Genomic DNA, 15,453 nt, shown 5'->3' with positions numbered 1-15,453 from the left:
CACTCAGTCCCGCGGCCGCTGCCGCCGGATACGATCGGCGACCTCACTCTGCTCGGTCTCCCACCAGGGGCGTACGAGGTCCGGAGCCTCTGCCTGACGCACGAGATCCGGAGCCTTGGCCTGACGTGCGAGGCCCGCGGTCTCCGCCTGGTCCGGGGTCCGCGTCCGGGGGGCGGCGGGGACGAGTTCCGTGTCCAGGCGACGGTCGAGGGCCGCCGTCTCAACGCGCTCGTGGCGCGCCCACTGCACCAGGATCGCCAGCAGGAACGGCAGGGCGACCAGCTCGGCGATGCCGAGCATCGCGCCGCCGCCCAGCTGCTGGTCGTGGCGGACGTCCGGTGCCCAGGTCGGCGCGTGGTGCAGATACCAGGCCCCCGCGATCAGCGTGCCGTGGGTCATCACCACGACGCCCGGCACCGCGTCGACGATCCCGTCGAGGAACACCAGCCCCGCACGCACGGGGTGGGTGCACCAGGCGGGCAACGTCTGCTCATGGGTGAGTACCGGCACCACGAACAGGCTTCCGGCCACCAGCAGGTGGAGATACATCAGCTCGTGCAGCCAGCCCACCCGCAGGGCAGTGGCGAAGTACGGCGTGAAGTAGACCGTCAGCTCGGTCGCGAGCACCAGGGCCGTGCTCACCAGGGGGAAGGTGAGCAGACGCACCAGTCGCCCGCTCATGATCCGCCGCAGCCGCCCCGAGGAAGGCCCCGGGAGAGCCCGTACGGCCAGGCTCAGGGGGTCGCCGAGGGCCAGACCGAGCGGCGCGACGAGGTCGAGCAGGATGTTCTGGACGGCGGCCGGCCAGAACAGCACGTGGTCGTACACGGCGAGCGCGGACATCGTGGCGATCACGAGCGTGCCGAGCCCGAGGAGGGCGAAGGCCGCGGTGCGGGCGGGTGGCCAGCCCTCGCCCCGGCTGCGCAGTCGCACCACTGCCCAGCCGTAGAGCCCGCCGAGGGCGAGGACCAGGAGCAGTGCGGGCACGTCCAGCTGCCAGGACGACAGCAGACGTCCCGTTGTCAGCTCCGGCAGGCTCGCCGCCGCAAGATCACTCGACGGGTAACCAACCACGCACATCACCCTCCTCAGGTCCAACGGGACGAGCCCGGAAGCAGTTCGACAACGGGACGTTAGCCCCAAGCGGGACAGGCCGTGGGACCGGGGGGCGGGACGCGGGTCCAAAACCCACGCCTCCCACGGCCGCCTCGCTCCCGGGACCCGGCGCTTTCGACGTGTTGCCGCCCCCGCGCACGGAGGCGGCAACACGCCCCCGCGCGAGGTCCGCAGGAAACGGCCCGCCCCGGGTCCCGCACATCCACCCGGCTCGTCCGCCACCCCAGGGAATCGCGGGACGCAACCGCGTCACCGCGCTCCGTATCCGCAGGGTCGCGTGGACGGTCCTGGGCTGGGCAGGCCACCCGGCCGGGGGCAGCATGGGAGATACCGGAAGCCGGGAGCAGGTGTCGAGCGGTGCCGGCGCATGACCGCATGTCGCGCCGGCGGGCGGAAGGAGACTGGGATGACGACGGAATCCTTCCAGGCCGAAGGCGACCAGCCCCGCCCGACCGGTCTGCTGGATGTGCTGAGCATCGCCGCGGTGGTGCTCGACACCGACGGGCGCATCGTGTTCTGGAGCCCACAGGCCGAGGAGCTCTTCGGCTACACCGCGCCGGAGGCCCTCGGCCAGTACGCGGTTCGGCTGCTGGTCGGCCCGGAACACCTGCAGTCCGTCCTGAGCCTGTTCGCCGAGGTGATGGAGACCGGCCGGAGCTGGGCCGGAGCCTTCCCCATCCGGCACAAGGACGGCAGCACGCGGCTGATGGAGTTCCGCAACATGCGGCTGCTGAACGGCAAGGGGGACGTCTTCGCCCTGGGCATCGCGGCCGACCACACCACCCTCCAGCGCGTCGAGACGGACCTGGCCCTGTGCGAGCGGCTGGTCAACCAGTCCCCGATCGGTCTGGCCCTCATGGACCCCGACCTGCGCTGCCTGCTGGTCAACCCCGCACTGGAGCGCATCGACGGCATACCCGCCGCGGATCACATCGGCCGCCATCTGCGGGAAACACTTGCCTTCCCCGACATCGACACCATCGAGTCCGCGCTGCACCAGGTGCTGACCACCGGCACCCCGGTGCTCGACCAGTACGCCGTCGGCCGCACCCCCGCCGACCCCCACAACGACCACGCCTGGTCCCTCTCCTTCTACCGGCTGGAGGACCCCGGTGGCCGGGTGCTCGGTGCGGCCCTCTCGGTCGTAGACGTCACCGAACGGCACCGCGCGGCCACCGAGGCCGACCGGGCCCGCCGCCGCCTGGCCCTCATCGCCGACGCCTCCGCCCGCGTCGGCACCACCCTGGAGGTCGACCGGACCGCCCGTGAACTGGCCGAGATCGCGACCCCGGAACTCGCCGACGTCGTCGCGGTGGACGTCCTCGACTCCGCCCTCGCCTGCCGCCGCACCAGGCGTCCTGACAACGGCCCGGAACTCTTCCGCGCCCTGGCCCTCAAGGCGGCCGAGCCCACGGTCGCGCTCCGCGCCGCCGACCCTCCCGGTGACCTCGCTGCCTACGACGGCGACCGTCTGGTCACCCTGTGCGTCCACACCGGCCGGCCGGTCCTGGTGCGCCACGTGGACGAGGATGATCTGCGGCGCATCGCCCGTGACGCCGAGGCCACCTCCCTGCTGGCCCGAGCCGGCGTCCACTCCTATCTCGCGGTGCCACTGATCTCCCACGGCGAGGTGCTCGGTGCCCTCGACCTCAAGCGCACCCGCAACCCGGTCCCGTTCGACGAGGACGACGTCGTCCTCGCCGGAGAGCTGGCCGGCCGCGCCGCCGTGGCCATCGACAACGCCCGCTGGTACCAGAGCGTGCGCAACACCGCGCTCACCCTTCAGCGCAGCCTGCTGCCCGACCACCCGCCGCACCAGACCGGCCTGGAGCTCGCCTCCCGCTACCAGCCCGCCCAGGCCACCAGCGAGGTCGGCGGCGACTGGTACGACGTCATCCCGCTGCGCGACGACAAGACCGCGCTGGTGGTCGGTGACGTCATGGGCAACGGCATCGACGCCGCCGCCACCATGGGCCGACTGCGCACCGCCACCTGCGCCTACGCGGACCTCGACCTCGCCCCCGACACGGTGCTCCAGCACCTCGACAAGATCACCTGCGATCTGGAGCACTACATCGTCACCTGCCTCTACATCGTGTACGACCCCCACGACCAGCAGTGCCGCATCGCCAACGCGGGACACATGCCACCCGCGCTGGTCCGCCCCGGCCATGCCCCGGTCCTGCTCGACCTGCCCACCGGAGCCCCGCTCGGCGTCGGCGGCATCCCCTTCGGGACGAGCACGGCCGAACTCACCCCCGGAGACCTGCTGGTCCTTTACACGGACGGCCTTGTGGAGACGCGCCACCACCCCATCGACAACCGTCTGAACCTCCTGCTCAGCCTTCTCGACGAACCCAGCCGCCCCCTGGAGGAGACCTGTGACCTGCTGCTTTACGGGTTGCGCCACCCCGACGACCACGACGACGTCGCCCTTCTCGTGGCCCGGGCCCAGTAGGCCGCACCCGCGAGGCCCCCGGAGAATCCACGCAGGAGAGTCACACAGACTGCACACAGTCTTGGGAATGCCTCGTTAGCGTTGCAAGCCGTTCGATTCCACGAACGAATATGACCAGGCCGCGCCCGCGCCGACGGCATGTCAACTCAGGAAGACCGCAGATGGACTACTGCTCCTCGTGTCGCCGACATCTCAACGGTGCCCTGGTGTGCCCCGGGTGCGGTGCCTACGCTCCGGACATCGCTCCGGCCACCGTCGACGGCCGCCCCGTCACGGCCCGGGCCACCGTGGCGCCGGCGGTCACGGCGACGACGTGGGAGTTCACGGCCTCGGAGCCGTGGCACGACGGCGGCCCCGGTGACGGGGCAGCCGCGGCAACCGGACCGGGCGAGCCCGCAGGGACCGGCGCGTCCGGCGACCTCGAGGGCGCCCCGCCGGCGCCGCGAGGACGAGCGGCCCGGCGGCGCCAGCTGGCCCGCTGGAAGAAGACTCAGCGCCGGGCCGTGGTCGCCACCGCCGTCGCTCTCGTCGGAGGCGGCCTGGCCCTCGCCTCGATGGAGCGGACCTCCGCAGGCCGGGCCCAGGCGGCCACGGCACCGGACGTCGCGACCATGGGCGCCGGGCAGAAGCGGGTGACCGAGCACAGCGTTCCGGCGCCGGCCCTGCCCAGTGCTCACCCGTCCTCGCCCGCACCCGCCGCACAGTCCCCCTCCGGGGGCCTGCCGAGTGGGCAGTCGGCCGCGACCACGCCCCGCGCCGCGCCGCCGAGCGTCCATACGGACGTCGCCGCGCCCGCTCACACGGCTCCTCGTACGAGTCCGAGCACGGCGCCCGTGGCGACGGTGGCGTCGGTGCCGCAGTCGGCCACCTCGTCCCGTTCCGGCGGCGGCACGGCCGCCGGCCGCACCGGTACGGCGGCGCAGCCGCAGTCCACGCCCACCGGCAGCTCCGCGAACCCGGGAACCTCTCGGACGGGCCCCGCGCCGGCCTCGACCTCTCCCTCGCAGGTATGCGTGCTCGTGGTCTGCCTCGGCTGACGATCCACGCGTGGCCCTGCGGGCGATGCGCAACGAAGAGGCCCCGCCCTGGTGCGGGGCCTTTCGCTGGGTCTTTCCCAAAGGGGTTTGCGGCTTCCGCTTCAGCGAAGGCCGGCGGCCCAGGTGCCGGGCGTGAGGTCGGCGCCGGGAAGTCCGCCGGGCAGCAACTGCCGGACCTTGGCGAGCGCCGAGCGGGAGTCCGCGGTCACGGACGACGTCCCGGCCGGACACAGAGCCCGGACGATGTGGGCGTTGAGGGCGTCGTCGATCGGGCTCGGCCGCACGGTGCCGTCCGCGTTGAGCCGCTCGTACTTCATCAGGTTCCAGCCCATGGCGACCTGGCGCTTGCCGTCGCGGCCGGACAGCGCGATCGTGCCGGCTCCGAAGACCGCTCCGTCATGGCCCCAGAAGCGGCCGCAACCGGGCAGGTCGAGCGCGAAGATCCCGAGACCGTACTCCATTCCCTTCGCATGGACCGTGCGCAGCATCTCGCCGAGGGCGGCGGACCCGATCAGCCTCCCGCCCAGCAGCACGCGGTAGAAGTGGTTCAGGTCGTCGGTGGTCGAGATGATCGAGCCCGCCGTGGACGCCCAGGACATGTTGTAGACGCTGTAGTCGCGGGGCGGGTTGATCAGGCCGTAGAACGACTCGTACATCCGGGCGTGCGGGCCCTCGATGTACGGGGTGCGCGCGTAGGAGGTGTGGCGCAGCCCGGCCCGCCGGATGACGTTCCGGGTGATGTACGTGCCGGGATCCTCGCCGGTGACCTTGCGCAGGAGCAGCCCGGCGATCACGTAGTTGGTGTTGGAGTACGACCACTTCTCGCCCGGCCGTCCCGTGGCGGGCGCCCGGAGGCCGAGCCGCACCAGTTCCTCGGGCGGGATGGAGCGGAAACGGTCCTCGTCCAGGCTGGCCGTCGACCCCTTGGCGAGCGAGGGGAAGGCTCCCGGGATGTAGTCGCCGATTCCGCTGGTGTGGTTCAGGAGCATCCGTACGGTGACCTTCCGGCCCCGTGCCCCGGGGACCAGACCGGGGAGGTATGCGCCGACGGGTGCGTCCAGGCGGATCCGGCCGCGCTCCACCTGCTGGAGTACGGCGACGGCCGTGAAGGTCTTGCTGATGCTGCCCACCCGGTGACGCATACCGGGCCTGACGGGGCGTCCGGTGTCGACGTCTGCGAGCCCGGACGCGCCGGTCCACCGCCGGCTGCCGTCGCGGACGGACGAGTAGACGCCGTACATGCCCGCCTCGTGGACGGCGCGGAGCGAGGTGTCCAGCGCCGCCCGGTCTAAGGAGTCGGCCGCCGGCGGGGCGGACATCGATCCGGTGCCGGCGGCTTCGGAGGCTGATCCGACGCCGGCGGATGCGGTGGGCACCGCGACGGTCATGAGCAGGGTGGTGCCGAGGACGGTTCCGATGACCCGGTTGATGCGCAAGGGTTGTTCCTCCCCTGGTGTCCGAACATGGCTCGGTCATCGTCATCGATCATGGACACGCCTTACATCCTCCCTGCGGACGATCAACACCAAGGAGACCGGTCCCCTGGTACTACCGAGGAAGGCCCGGTCCTGAACTCTTGGCGGGGCATGACGAGTTGGGCCCGAATCGACATCCCGGGACACCGGGCAAGGAGACAATTCCCGTCCTGCGCACCGGCCTTGGTGTCGGACACGCGTGGACGATGCGGCCGAATCGTGACGCCTCACCCACCACAGCGGGGAGACCGTGATCGAAACGCGCCTCCGTACCAGTAGGCTGGGACCCGCTGCGGCACCCCACCATCACCCGCCCCGGCGGAGTCATGGGCCGGCGGCGGTCGAGCCGTCTCACGGCATTCGTCTCACGGCATGAGGATGAACAACAGGTGCTGATCGCGGGCCGGTACCAGCTGAACACCACCATCGGGCGTGGCGCGATGGGCGAGGTCTGGCGGGCGTACGACCAGATGCTCGGAAGGCCCGTCGCCGTCAAGGTGCTGCTCGCCCAGAACGCGGACCCCACCGCCGACTCCCGATTCCGCCTGGAGGCCCAGACGGCGGGGCGGCTCCACCATCCTCATGTCGTCGGAGTCCTCGACTTCGGTGAGCACGAGCGACGGCTGTTCCTGGTGATGGAGCTGGTGGAGGGCGACAGCTTGTCCCAGGTGCTCGCCGAGGACGGACCGCTGCCCGTCGAGCGGGTCGCGGACATCGCCGCACAGGCGGCGGCCGGACTCGCGGTGGCCCATGAACAGGGCATCGTGCACCGGGACATCAAACCGGGCAACCTGCTCCTCGACGCGGGCGGCACGGTGAAGATCGGTGACTTCGGCATCGCCCGCTTCATGGACGACCCGTCGGCGGCGCTCACGGCGACGGGACAGATCGTCGGCACGAGCCTGTACATCGCCCCCGAGCGCGCCCTGGGCAAGCCCGCGGGACCGCCCAGCGATGTGTACTCGCTCGGTTGTGTGCTCTACCAACTCCTCACCGGTCACCCGCCGTTCCGGGCCGACACCCCGATCGCGATCCTCCACCACCATCTCGACACGGCTCCCGTACCACCCCGCGAGCTGGGCGTCGCCCTGCCGCCCGCCTTCGAGAACTACCTTCTCGGTCTGCTCGCCAAGCGGCCCGAAGACCGTCCCACCGCACGGCAGGCCGCCGACTGGTTCGCCACCGGCGCCTGGCGAGGCCGTCCCGAACCGCTCCCGGCCGCGGCCTCGGAGCCGCGCCACACCCCCGCGGCGGCCCCGGCACCGCTCCTGCCTCCGCACACGGAGACCGGTGTGACGACGTACAAACTCCCGTCGACACCCCCGCCCCCCGGCCACCGGGCGGCCCACCGTCAGCGTCCCGCGACTGCGGGCCAGCGCGAGCACCGGCCGACGGGGACCCGCCGCGAACGCCCGGCAACGGGAGACCGTCGTGAACACGCGGGCACGGGAGGCCGCCGTGAACACGCGGGCACGGGAGGCCGCCGTGAACACGCGGGCACGGGAGGCCGCCGTGAACGCCCGGCCGCATCCGTGCGCCAGGAACGCCCCGCGGCCGGGAGCCGTCGTGAGCGGACGTCGTTTCGCGCGTTCGCCGTCCGCCGGCCTCGCGCGGTGGGCCTGATCGCGGCGGCGGCGCTGTTCCTCACGGCGATGTTCGTGGGCATGGCGGTGTTCTCACCGGAGGACAGCTCGGCGGAATCGCCCCAGCGGACAAAGACGGTCCGGCCCGGCCACTCCGGCTCCCTGACCGGCCCGCGCCATGGCCACAAGGGCGCCACCTCCGCCATTCCACAAAGTCATTGAGTTGACGGAAGGTTGACCGGCCCAAAGGGGAACGGTGGTGGTCGCGGACTGTATGTTCACCCGCATGTCCCCCCAGCCCCCACTTCTGCCGGTCCTCCCGTACCGCAAGCCCACACGTGGCCGCGACTACTGGATCCTCGACGACGTGCTGCCGAACGTGGACGAGGTCAGGGCCCGTTGTCTCGCCAAGGACGACTGGACCAAGGGGTACCCCTACACCCGGGAGAGCTGGCCCGGGCTGCGTACGATGCCGGGCCTGGAACCGGGTGAACTCGCCCGGGTGGAACGGCTGGTGCGCAAGGAGACCGGCGCGCAGAAGCTGTGGCAGGAGACCGCGCCAGGCGGCGGCACCCTCAACCACAACTGCATCCAGGTCGTCGGCAAGGACGAGGGCGAGCCGCGCCCGCACACCGACTCGCGTGCCCTGTGCCGCTATGCCGCGGTGCTCTACCTCAGCCCCAACGTTCCCAAGGACTGCGGCACCAGCTTCTACCGGCAGAACCTGCCGGGCGGCGTCCTCGGCGGCAACATGGTGCAGGCGCCGCACACCAACCTGGTCGAGGCGCTGGGCACGCGTTACGTCTCACCGGACGCGTTCACCGAGGACGTACGCGTGCCGCAGCGCTACAACCGGCTTCTTCTCTACAAGGCCAACATCATGCACAGCGCCACGGGCTACTGGGGAAGCGACCTGGCGGACAAGCGCATGACGGCCGTCTTCTTCTGGATGGCCTGACGGTTCTCAGCCCAGGCCGAGCTTGTGGAGCGCGGTCGTCCAGTCCGTGATGATGGCGTTCTGGGCGTCGGCGAGGTTCGCCTTACCGGCGCAGACGGCCTTCTTGAGCTTGTTCTCGACGGCGTCCTTGTCGGCCGAGGTCTCGTTGCCGTAGTGCGGTTCGGGCCACAGGTTCTGCTCGCTCCTGGGGGCGCCGCCGAGCTCGAGCGGCACGAAGTGGTCTTCCTCGTAGTCCGCGGTGTTGGTGTCGCTGTAGCCGTACTCGACGATCTGCTGCTTCTTGAGTGCGGTCGTGTACGAGGACGGCGGGCGCACGGTCGCGGTCCAGCCGGAGACGCAGATCGTGGAGCGGATGGTGTTCTGCGTGACGTCCGGGTTGAGGGCGCCGGGCTGACAGCTGGGGTCGGGGAGGGGGAGGTCGCCCTGGCTGCACGACTGCGCGTGTGCGGAGCCGGCGGTGACGGCGAGGCCCGCGGCGGCCAGGGCGAGGCTGGAGAGTGAAGTGACCAGGGATCGGGATATTCGGGACATGGGGGTCTCCCGGTGTGGTGCCCGGCATGGTCCGGGCGGTCGTGAGCATGACAGCACCGGGATTTCTATGCGGGTAGACCCCTTTGCGGGACCGGGAGAAGTTTTGTTGAAGGTTTATCCACGCCATGGCCGATGGTTGTGAACTCATGGGTACGGCTTGGGCGTTGGTTCACCGGCCGTTCCGCACGGGCCGAGAGCCGGGCGTGTCCGGTTCTCGCCCCGTCCCGGCGGTCCGTCAGCGGGAAGGCGTGAGCGGAAGCGCGTCCGTGTAGGCGTTCACCGGCTGGGTGATGCGGTGGACGTCATGGGCGTCGAGCGCGACGGGCGCAGACCTGGTGCCGAGGAGGCCGCCGGGGTGCCAGGTGCCCGTGACGGACACCCAGGTGTTGGAGGGCAGGCTCGGCGCCCCGTACACCCGCACCTTGACGGACTGCGCGTCCGCCGCACAGCACGTGAAGATGATCCGGGTCAGGTACCAGTCGCCGCCCTGCGCAGGCGTGACGAAACCGGTCATCTGAATGCTGCGCGCCTTGATGGCCTGCCCGCGGTCCTGCTGCACCCGGGTGGTGAAGTCCGTGAGGGTCATGGGGACGGGCGAGGTGGCGGGCAGCGGGTCGAACCGCTTCTGCTCCTTCACGGCCTTCGGAGCCTCGCGCGACGCGGTGTACGCGCCCAGAGCCGGTGGCGCGTAGAAGAGCAGGCTCAGCGCGGGCAGGAACAGCAGCCAGGCGATACGGGGGGCGCCGGAGTGGTCGTGGCCGGGCGCGTGCCCCGCGGAACCGGGCGCCAGCCCTTCGAAACCGTCACGGCCGGGCGCATGCCCCTCGAAACCGTCACGGCCGGGCGCATGCCCTGCCGGACCCTCCTGACCGGGCACGCGCACGTCCGTGCCGCGCAGTCCCTCCGTGCGGGGTTCCGCACCCACGAGAGCGTCCGCGTGTGTCCCCTGACCGCCGAGGCCGTCCGCGTGCGCCTGCGCACCGTCGTGACCCCGCGCGGATCCCTCCGGACCACCGCTGCCGTGACCGCCTTCGTGCGGTTCCCTCCGATCCAGCGCCGCGCCGGCCAGCCCCAGCAGGAGGAGCAGCACGCCCGAGGCGATCAGATACGGCCGCAGCCCCGGCCGTACGTATCTGAGGCACAGGTCGGTGAAGAGGGAGGCATGGAGCAGGCCGAGGCCGCTGACGACGAGCAGGAGCACCTGAGCGGGGCGTTTCACAGCAGGGCCCCTCCGATCAGCACGCTGCACAGGACCGCGACGACCGTCGTCGCGGTGGAGAAGCGCAGCGCGAAGGCCCGGCCGAAGGTCCCCGCCTGAAGCGCGATCAGTTTCAGATCGACCATCGGGCCGACGACCATGAACGCCAGCCGGGCCAGCGGCGAAAAGCCGCTCAGCGAGGCGGCCACGAACGCGTCGGCCTCCGAGCAGACCGCGAGAAGGATGGCGAGAGCGGCCAGGAAGAGCACCGACAGCCAGGGCGATCCGGAGAACGTGTCCAGCACCGAGCGCGGGACCGTCACATTGAAGGTGGCCGCCGCCATGGCCCCGAGGACCAGGAAGCCGCCCGCGTGCAGGAAGTCGTGCTGGAAGCCGAGCCGGAACTCGTTCCAGCGGCTGCGCCCCGGGCGGTGTCCGGTGTGGCGTACGGCCGGCCTGAGCCATTCCTCGCGGCCGAGCCAGAGCCACAGCCAGCCCATCACGGCGGCGGTGGCGAGCGAGGCGAGCAGCCGGGCCAGGACCATGGCGGGGCTGCCGGGGAAGGCGACGGCCGTGGCGGTCAGCACCACCGGGTTGATGGCGGGGGCCGACAGCAGGAACGCGAACGCGGCAGCCGGCGTGACTCCCCGGCTGATCAGGCTGTTCGCGACCGGCACCGAGGCGCACTCACAGCCCGGCAGCACGGCGCCGGCGACCCCTGCGACCGGAACGGCGAGCGCGGGGCGCTTCGGCAGCGCCCGGGTGAACACCCGCGCCGGCACGAACGCGTTGATCGCGCCGGACAGGGCCGTGCCGAGCAGCAGGAACGGCATCGCCTGCACGGTGATGGCGAGGCAGACGGTCCGCCAGGCCGCGACCGCCGGGTCGTTCGGGCCCCGGACGGCTAGGACGGTCGCCGCGGAGGCGACCGCGGGGAGCACGACGAGAAGGGGCCAGGGCACCGGACGAGGGCGTACGGGAGTCTCGACGGTCACCGTGGGAGTCACGGAGACCGCCTCAGCCAGTTCATCCGTTTTCTGCATGCTCGCTCCGAAATTTCGGATGTTCCGACTGAACATAACGGGCGCGCGCCTTCCCTCCCCGGTACCGCCACGCGCAGGCAGGCAAGACCACCCTCCTCGACCATGTCCTCGGCGTCCTCGGCGTCCTCGGCGTCCTCGGCAACCGCGAGGGCATGCGGGTAGCGGTCATCGTAAACGACATGAGCGAGGCCGATATCGAGGCCGCTCTCGGGCCCCCTCCGTATCGCGCGGTGTCTTTGCCCGCCTGCCCGCCGAAGACGGGACGGGCCGTGCGCGAAGGGGACTTCGAGGACTTCGTGGCAAACCGTCCGTATGCCCCTGCCGTACGCCTCCGACCTGATCGTCCCGCTGTCCGCCGAACTGGGCGCGGGGACGGCGGAGTTAACCGGCAACCTCAGGTGTGACGCCCCCCACAGCGCGGGCCGCGGATTTTGCCTAAGGAAAAGGTTCTTGGCTCCCGCCCTACCCGTACCCCTGGACGTCCGAACAACCAGGAGGGGCCATGCGCATTTCACGGAACGCGGCGGGAACCGTCTTCGTGGCGGGCGCCCTGATGCTGACGCTGACGGCGCTCGCCTACCCCACCATGCTGGGACTGCAGACCACGTCGAGCGCACAGAACCGCGTGATCGCGAACACCTCGGCGGGGCCGCTGACCGAGGCGGACCGCGACTTCGTCGTCAAGGTACGGGCCGCGGGCCTGTGGGAGTTCCCCTCCGGTGAGCTGGCCCTGAAAAAGGGCACGACGCCGGCCGTGCGCACCGCGGGAATGCACCTGATCAACGGCCACGCCAACCTCGATGCCGCCTGCCGCAGGGTGGCCACGCAGCTGGGTATCACGCTGCCCAACCAGGCGAGCCCGCAGCAGCAGGGGTTCGTGGCCACGCTCACCGCGGACCAGGGCAAGCAGTTCGACCAGGACCTCGCGAACATCCTGCGCGTGACACACGGCTCCATCTTCCCGGTCATCGCCAACATCCGCGCAACCACGCAGAACACCCTGGTCCGCCAGTTGGCCGACCAGGCCAATGACACCGTCCTCGACCACATCACGGTGCTGGAACAGACGGGCCTGGTGAACTTCGACCAGGTCCTGTTCAAGGAGACGACCCCGCCGAAGGATCCGAAGGTCAACCTCACCCCGCCGGCCCCGCAGCCCGGCGAGCCCACGGTGGTCCTCTCCCCGCCCCCGGGCTTCACCCCGCCGCCGTCAACGACGCCTTCACCGGTGCCGACCACGGGCTGAGGCGACGCGCCGCCCACGAGGCCGAGCTGGCCCGACCCGCATCTCCCCCTCCTCCACGGAGCGCGGGTCGGGCCTACGAAAGGTGGGCCCGGCGCTCACCGGGGGAATAGAGCGCCGGGCCCGTTGGAGGATGGTCGGAAGGACGCCGGGGGCGTCATGCCCGGGTTCGTGAGGGGCGTCGCCGCGCGACGACCGCGATGCCCGCCGCACCGGCCCCGATCGGCAGGGCGTTGCCGCCGCCTCCCGGTGAGACATCGCGCATACGATCCCCAACTTCATGAGCCCGGACCCGGATGACGGACTCGGGCAGCGCGAAGCCGCCGGGGACCGTGGCCGGGAAGAGTGGTCGAAGAGAAGCACCGAGCTCACTGGTCACTTGAGTCACGGTTCGACCACATAGTCGATCAGTGGGCGCGGCGTGTCAACCTCGTTGAAAGCGCGACGACTTCACTGACCATCACGGTTCGGCCACATCAGGAATGAGCAGGTCCGGTCACCTGCCGGACTCCCGGATCTCCACGTTCCGGAAGGCCGCCCCGCCACCGATCGCGAGCAGCGCGAGTCAGGCATCGCCGGCCAGGACCGTCGGACGGCGAGATGGGCGACCGGGTGATCCACCGAGCGAGCCCCGATGCCTACGTCCCGGCAGCCGTGCTCCCGCGCGCCTTCTCCCCCTATTCGGCTGCCTGCTCCACCGGCTGCGGCTGCGGCTGCGCCAGTCCCGCCGACCACTTCTCCTCGATGCGCCCGACCTTCCACACGATCATCGCGAGCACCCAGGTGGCGAAGAACATTCCGACGATCACGAAGCCGAGGGTGTTCAGGTCGACTCCCGCGATCCACTCCCAGAAGGTGCCTTGCAGCCGGAGTTTCTCGGCGAGCAGGCCCAGCAGTTCGACCGTGCCGATGATCAGCGCGACGGCGACGGACAGACCCGTGATCGTGAGGTTGTAGTAGACCTTGCGGACGGGTTTGGAGAACGCCCACCCGTACGCGAAGTTCATGAACGACCCGTCGATCGTGTCGAGCAGCGACATGCCGGCCGCGAAGAGGACGGGCAGGCACAGGATCGCGTACCAGGGCAGGCCCGAGGCCGCGCCCGAACCGGCCAGGACGAGGAGGGCGATCTCCGTCGCGGTGTCGAAGCCGAGGCCGAAGAGCAGGCCCAGCGGGTACATCTGCCAGGGCTTGGTGATCGACTTCATCACGCGGCCGAGCAGTCGGTTCATGAAGCCGCGGTTGTTGAGCTGCTCCTCCAGAGCCGCCTCGTCGAACCGCCCGGACCGCATCTGCCGGAAGACCTTCCAGATGCCGGCCAGGATGACGAGGTTGATCACGGCGATGACGTAGAGGAAGGTGCCGGAGACCGTCGTACCGATCAGGCCCGTGACGTTGTGCAGCTCGGAGTTGTCGTTCCGGACCGGCCCGGCCAGGGTCTTGACACCCAACGAGAGCAGCAGCGCCAGGCCGAAGACGACGCTGGAGTGGCCGAGCGAGAACCAGAAGCCGACCGACAGCGGACGCTTCCCCTCGCCCATCAGCTTCCGGGTGGTGTTGTCGATCGCGGCGATGTGGTCCGCGTCGAAGGCGTGGCGCATGCCCAGCGTGTACGCGGTCACGCCGATGCCGACGCCGAAGGACTTCGTGCCGATGCTGTAGTGCTCGGGCGCGACGATCCCGACCAGCGTGAACCAGCCGATGACGTGCAGCGCCAGGACGAACGCGGCCATCCCGCCGAGTCGGCCCCACTCCTGCCGCGTGATGGACATGCGCATCCGTGAGGAGGACGGGGGCATGGAGTGGGGCCTTTCTTCGCGGGAGGGGTTGGTGCAATCCCCTCTGCTCCGGGTACTGCGACACCCACCTTTGTGCATGGGAATACTACTTGCAAGCAAGTTGCAGTAAAACCGGGGTCCCGATGAGCGAGGCAGCGCCTCACGTCGACTCGGCCATCTGCTCCACCGCCTCCTTCGCCTCCTTGAGGTCGGCCCCGGTGATCTCCCTGTACACCTTGATCGCCTGGATCCTCCTGCCGTCCCGCGCCAGAGCCGTGACCTGCTCAAGGGCCGGGTCGGTCCGGGTGAGAGCGAAGTGGTCGAGGAGCAGGTCCAGTTTCTGCTCGACGCGGGCGATGCGGCGGTCGGTCCGCCTGATCCTGCTGTCGACACCGGCGTAACCCGCACAACCGGCAAGAAGGAGAGCGCAAACGACGAAGAGACCGAGTGTGTCCATGGCCCGCGATCCTAGGGGCGGCCCTGCGCCCGGGCCCCGGCGCGCGCCCGGCGCCGTGCGTGGGGTTGCTCACTCCTTCGCGTATGCGTCGATCAGGGCGAATGTGGCCTGCGACTGCTCGATCTGCGGCAGATGGCCCGCCTCGGGGACGATCTCGAGGCGGCCGTCGCCGAACGCGGCGGCGTAGGCCGCGCCGTAGGCGGGCGTGACGATGCGGTCGCTCTCGCCCCACAGCAGCAGGGTGGGGACCTGGACGCGGCCCGGACGGCGCAGCAGCTTCGGGTCGTGCATGTCCCGATCACCGGCGACGGCGCGCAGGGCTGCCATGTCCGCCTGGCGCAGGGCGAGTTGCTCGGCGGGGACACCGGCCGGGTCGATGGAGAAGCGGTCGGGGTCGTGGTAGGCGTGCTCGGCGACCCCGCGGGCGTCGAGGGCGAAGAAGTCCGTGATCGGTTCGCCCTCGACCACGACGCCGGCGGCGTCGATCAGGACGAGCCCGGTGATGACGCCCGCGTGGTCGCGTACGGCCATCTCGGCGACGATCCAGCCGCCGAGCGAGGAGCCGACGACGAGCAC

The 15,453-nt window shown here is 70.7% G+C and carries 12 protein-coding genes and 2 pseudogenes; 6 read left to right on the top strand and 8 right to left on the bottom strand.

Annotation, left to right across the window (positions count from 1 at the left end):
- Positions 1-3: 3 nt before the first annotated feature.
- Positions 4-1,074 carry a cytochrome c oxidase assembly protein gene (locus AAW14_RS11820; RefSeq protein ID WP_416223290.1) on the bottom strand — a complete coding sequence of 357 codons (1,071 nt, stop codon included), beginning with the start codon at positions 1,072-1,074 and terminating at the stop codon, positions 4-6.
- 448 nt (positions 1,075-1,522) lie between these two features.
- On the opposite strand from AAW14_RS11820, the gene AAW14_RS11815 reads away from it, so the two are divergent.
- Together AAW14_RS11815 and AAW14_RS11810 are read left to right on the top strand one after the other, a co-directional pair.
- Positions 1,523-3,574: a SpoIIE family protein phosphatase gene (locus AAW14_RS11815; protein ID WP_265562893.1), complete on the top strand. Its 2,052-nt coding sequence runs from the start codon at positions 1,523-1,525 to the stop codon at positions 3,572-3,574.
- A 161-nt stretch (positions 3,575-3,735) separates the two neighbouring features.
- Positions 3,736-4,611 carry an SCO2400 family protein gene (locus AAW14_RS11810; RefSeq protein WP_265562891.1) on the top strand — a complete coding sequence of 292 codons (876 nt, stop codon included), beginning with the start codon at positions 3,736-3,738 and terminating at the stop codon, positions 4,609-4,611.
- Between the two features lie 101 nt (positions 4,612-4,712).
- On the opposite strand, the gene AAW14_RS11805 is transcribed toward AAW14_RS11810, so the two are convergent.
- A complete protein-coding gene (locus AAW14_RS11805; RefSeq protein WP_265562889.1) occupies positions 4,713-6,047 on the bottom strand; it encodes a serine hydrolase domain-containing protein in 1,335 nt (444 codons plus the stop codon).
- 428 nt (positions 6,048-6,475) lie between these two features.
- Between AAW14_RS11805 and AAW14_RS11800 the strand changes: the two genes are divergently transcribed.
- Both AAW14_RS11800 and AAW14_RS11795 read left to right on the top strand, forming a co-directional pair.
- Positions 6,476-7,891: a serine/threonine-protein kinase gene (locus AAW14_RS11800; protein ID WP_265562887.1), complete on the top strand. Its 1,416-nt coding sequence runs from the start codon at positions 6,476-6,478 to the stop codon at positions 7,889-7,891.
- 64 nt (positions 7,892-7,955) lie between these two features.
- Positions 7,956-8,627, top strand: a complete 672-nt coding sequence (locus tag AAW14_RS11795) for a DUF6445 family protein (protein ID WP_265562885.1) — start codon at positions 7,956-7,958, stop codon at positions 8,625-8,627.
- Between the two features lie 6 nt (positions 8,628-8,633).
- On the opposite strand, the gene AAW14_RS11790 is transcribed toward AAW14_RS11795, so the two are convergent.
- The 3 genes from AAW14_RS11790 to AAW14_RS11780 form a co-directional block, all read right to left on the bottom strand.
- On the bottom strand, positions 8,634-9,158 hold the full coding sequence (locus AAW14_RS11790; RefSeq protein WP_265562883.1) for a hypothetical protein: 525 nt from the start codon (positions 9,156-9,158) through the stop codon (positions 8,634-8,636).
- Positions 9,159-9,393: 235 nt separating this feature from the next.
- Positions 9,394-10,377 carry a TIGR03943 family putative permease subunit gene (locus AAW14_RS11785; RefSeq protein WP_265562881.1) on the bottom strand — a complete coding sequence of 328 codons (984 nt, stop codon included), beginning with the start codon at positions 10,375-10,377 and terminating at the stop codon, positions 9,394-9,396.
- Positions 10,374-11,435: a permease gene (locus AAW14_RS11780; protein ID WP_265562879.1), complete on the bottom strand. Its 1,062-nt coding sequence runs from the start codon at positions 11,433-11,435 to the stop codon at positions 10,374-10,376. The genes AAW14_RS11785 and AAW14_RS11780 overlap by 4 nt, the downstream gene beginning before the upstream one ends.
- Before the next feature lie 41 nt (positions 11,436-11,476).
- Here AAW14_RS11780 and AAW14_RS11775 point away from each other — a divergent pair.
- Positions 11,477-11,608: pseudogene (locus tag AAW14_RS11775) on the top strand (GTP-binding protein); the annotation flags it as partial.
- Positions 11,609-11,901: 293 nt separating this feature from the next.
- A complete protein-coding gene (locus AAW14_RS11770; RefSeq protein WP_265562877.1) occupies positions 11,902-12,645 on the top strand; it encodes a DUF4142 domain-containing protein in 744 nt (247 codons plus the stop codon).
- Between the two features lie 674 nt (positions 12,646-13,319).
- On the opposite strand, the gene AAW14_RS11765 is transcribed toward AAW14_RS11770, so the two are convergent.
- The 3 genes and pseudogenes from AAW14_RS11765 to AAW14_RS11755 all read right to left on the bottom strand — a co-directional run.
- Positions 13,320-14,441 (bottom strand): HoxN/HupN/NixA family nickel/cobalt transporter, encoded by a 1,122-nt coding sequence (locus tag AAW14_RS11765; protein ID WP_265562876.1) that lies wholly within the window; start codon positions 14,439-14,441, stop codon positions 13,320-13,322.
- A 139-nt stretch (positions 14,442-14,580) separates the two neighbouring features.
- Positions 14,581-14,877, bottom strand: a complete 297-nt coding sequence (locus AAW14_RS11760) for a ribosomal protein L7/L12 (protein WP_265562874.1) — start codon at positions 14,875-14,877, stop codon at positions 14,581-14,583.
- A 69-nt stretch (positions 14,878-14,946) separates the two neighbouring features.
- A pseudogene (locus tag AAW14_RS11755) lies at positions 14,947-15,453 on the bottom strand (alpha/beta fold hydrolase); the annotation flags it as partial.

The organism is Streptomyces hygroscopicus, from assembly GCF_026168105.1.
GTDB lineage: Bacteria > Actinomycetota > Actinomycetes > Streptomycetales > Streptomycetaceae > Streptomyces > Streptomyces hygroscopicus_D.
The sequence above is the reverse complement of the archived record's forward strand: the minus strand, read 5'-3'. Positions and strand labels throughout refer to the sequence as shown.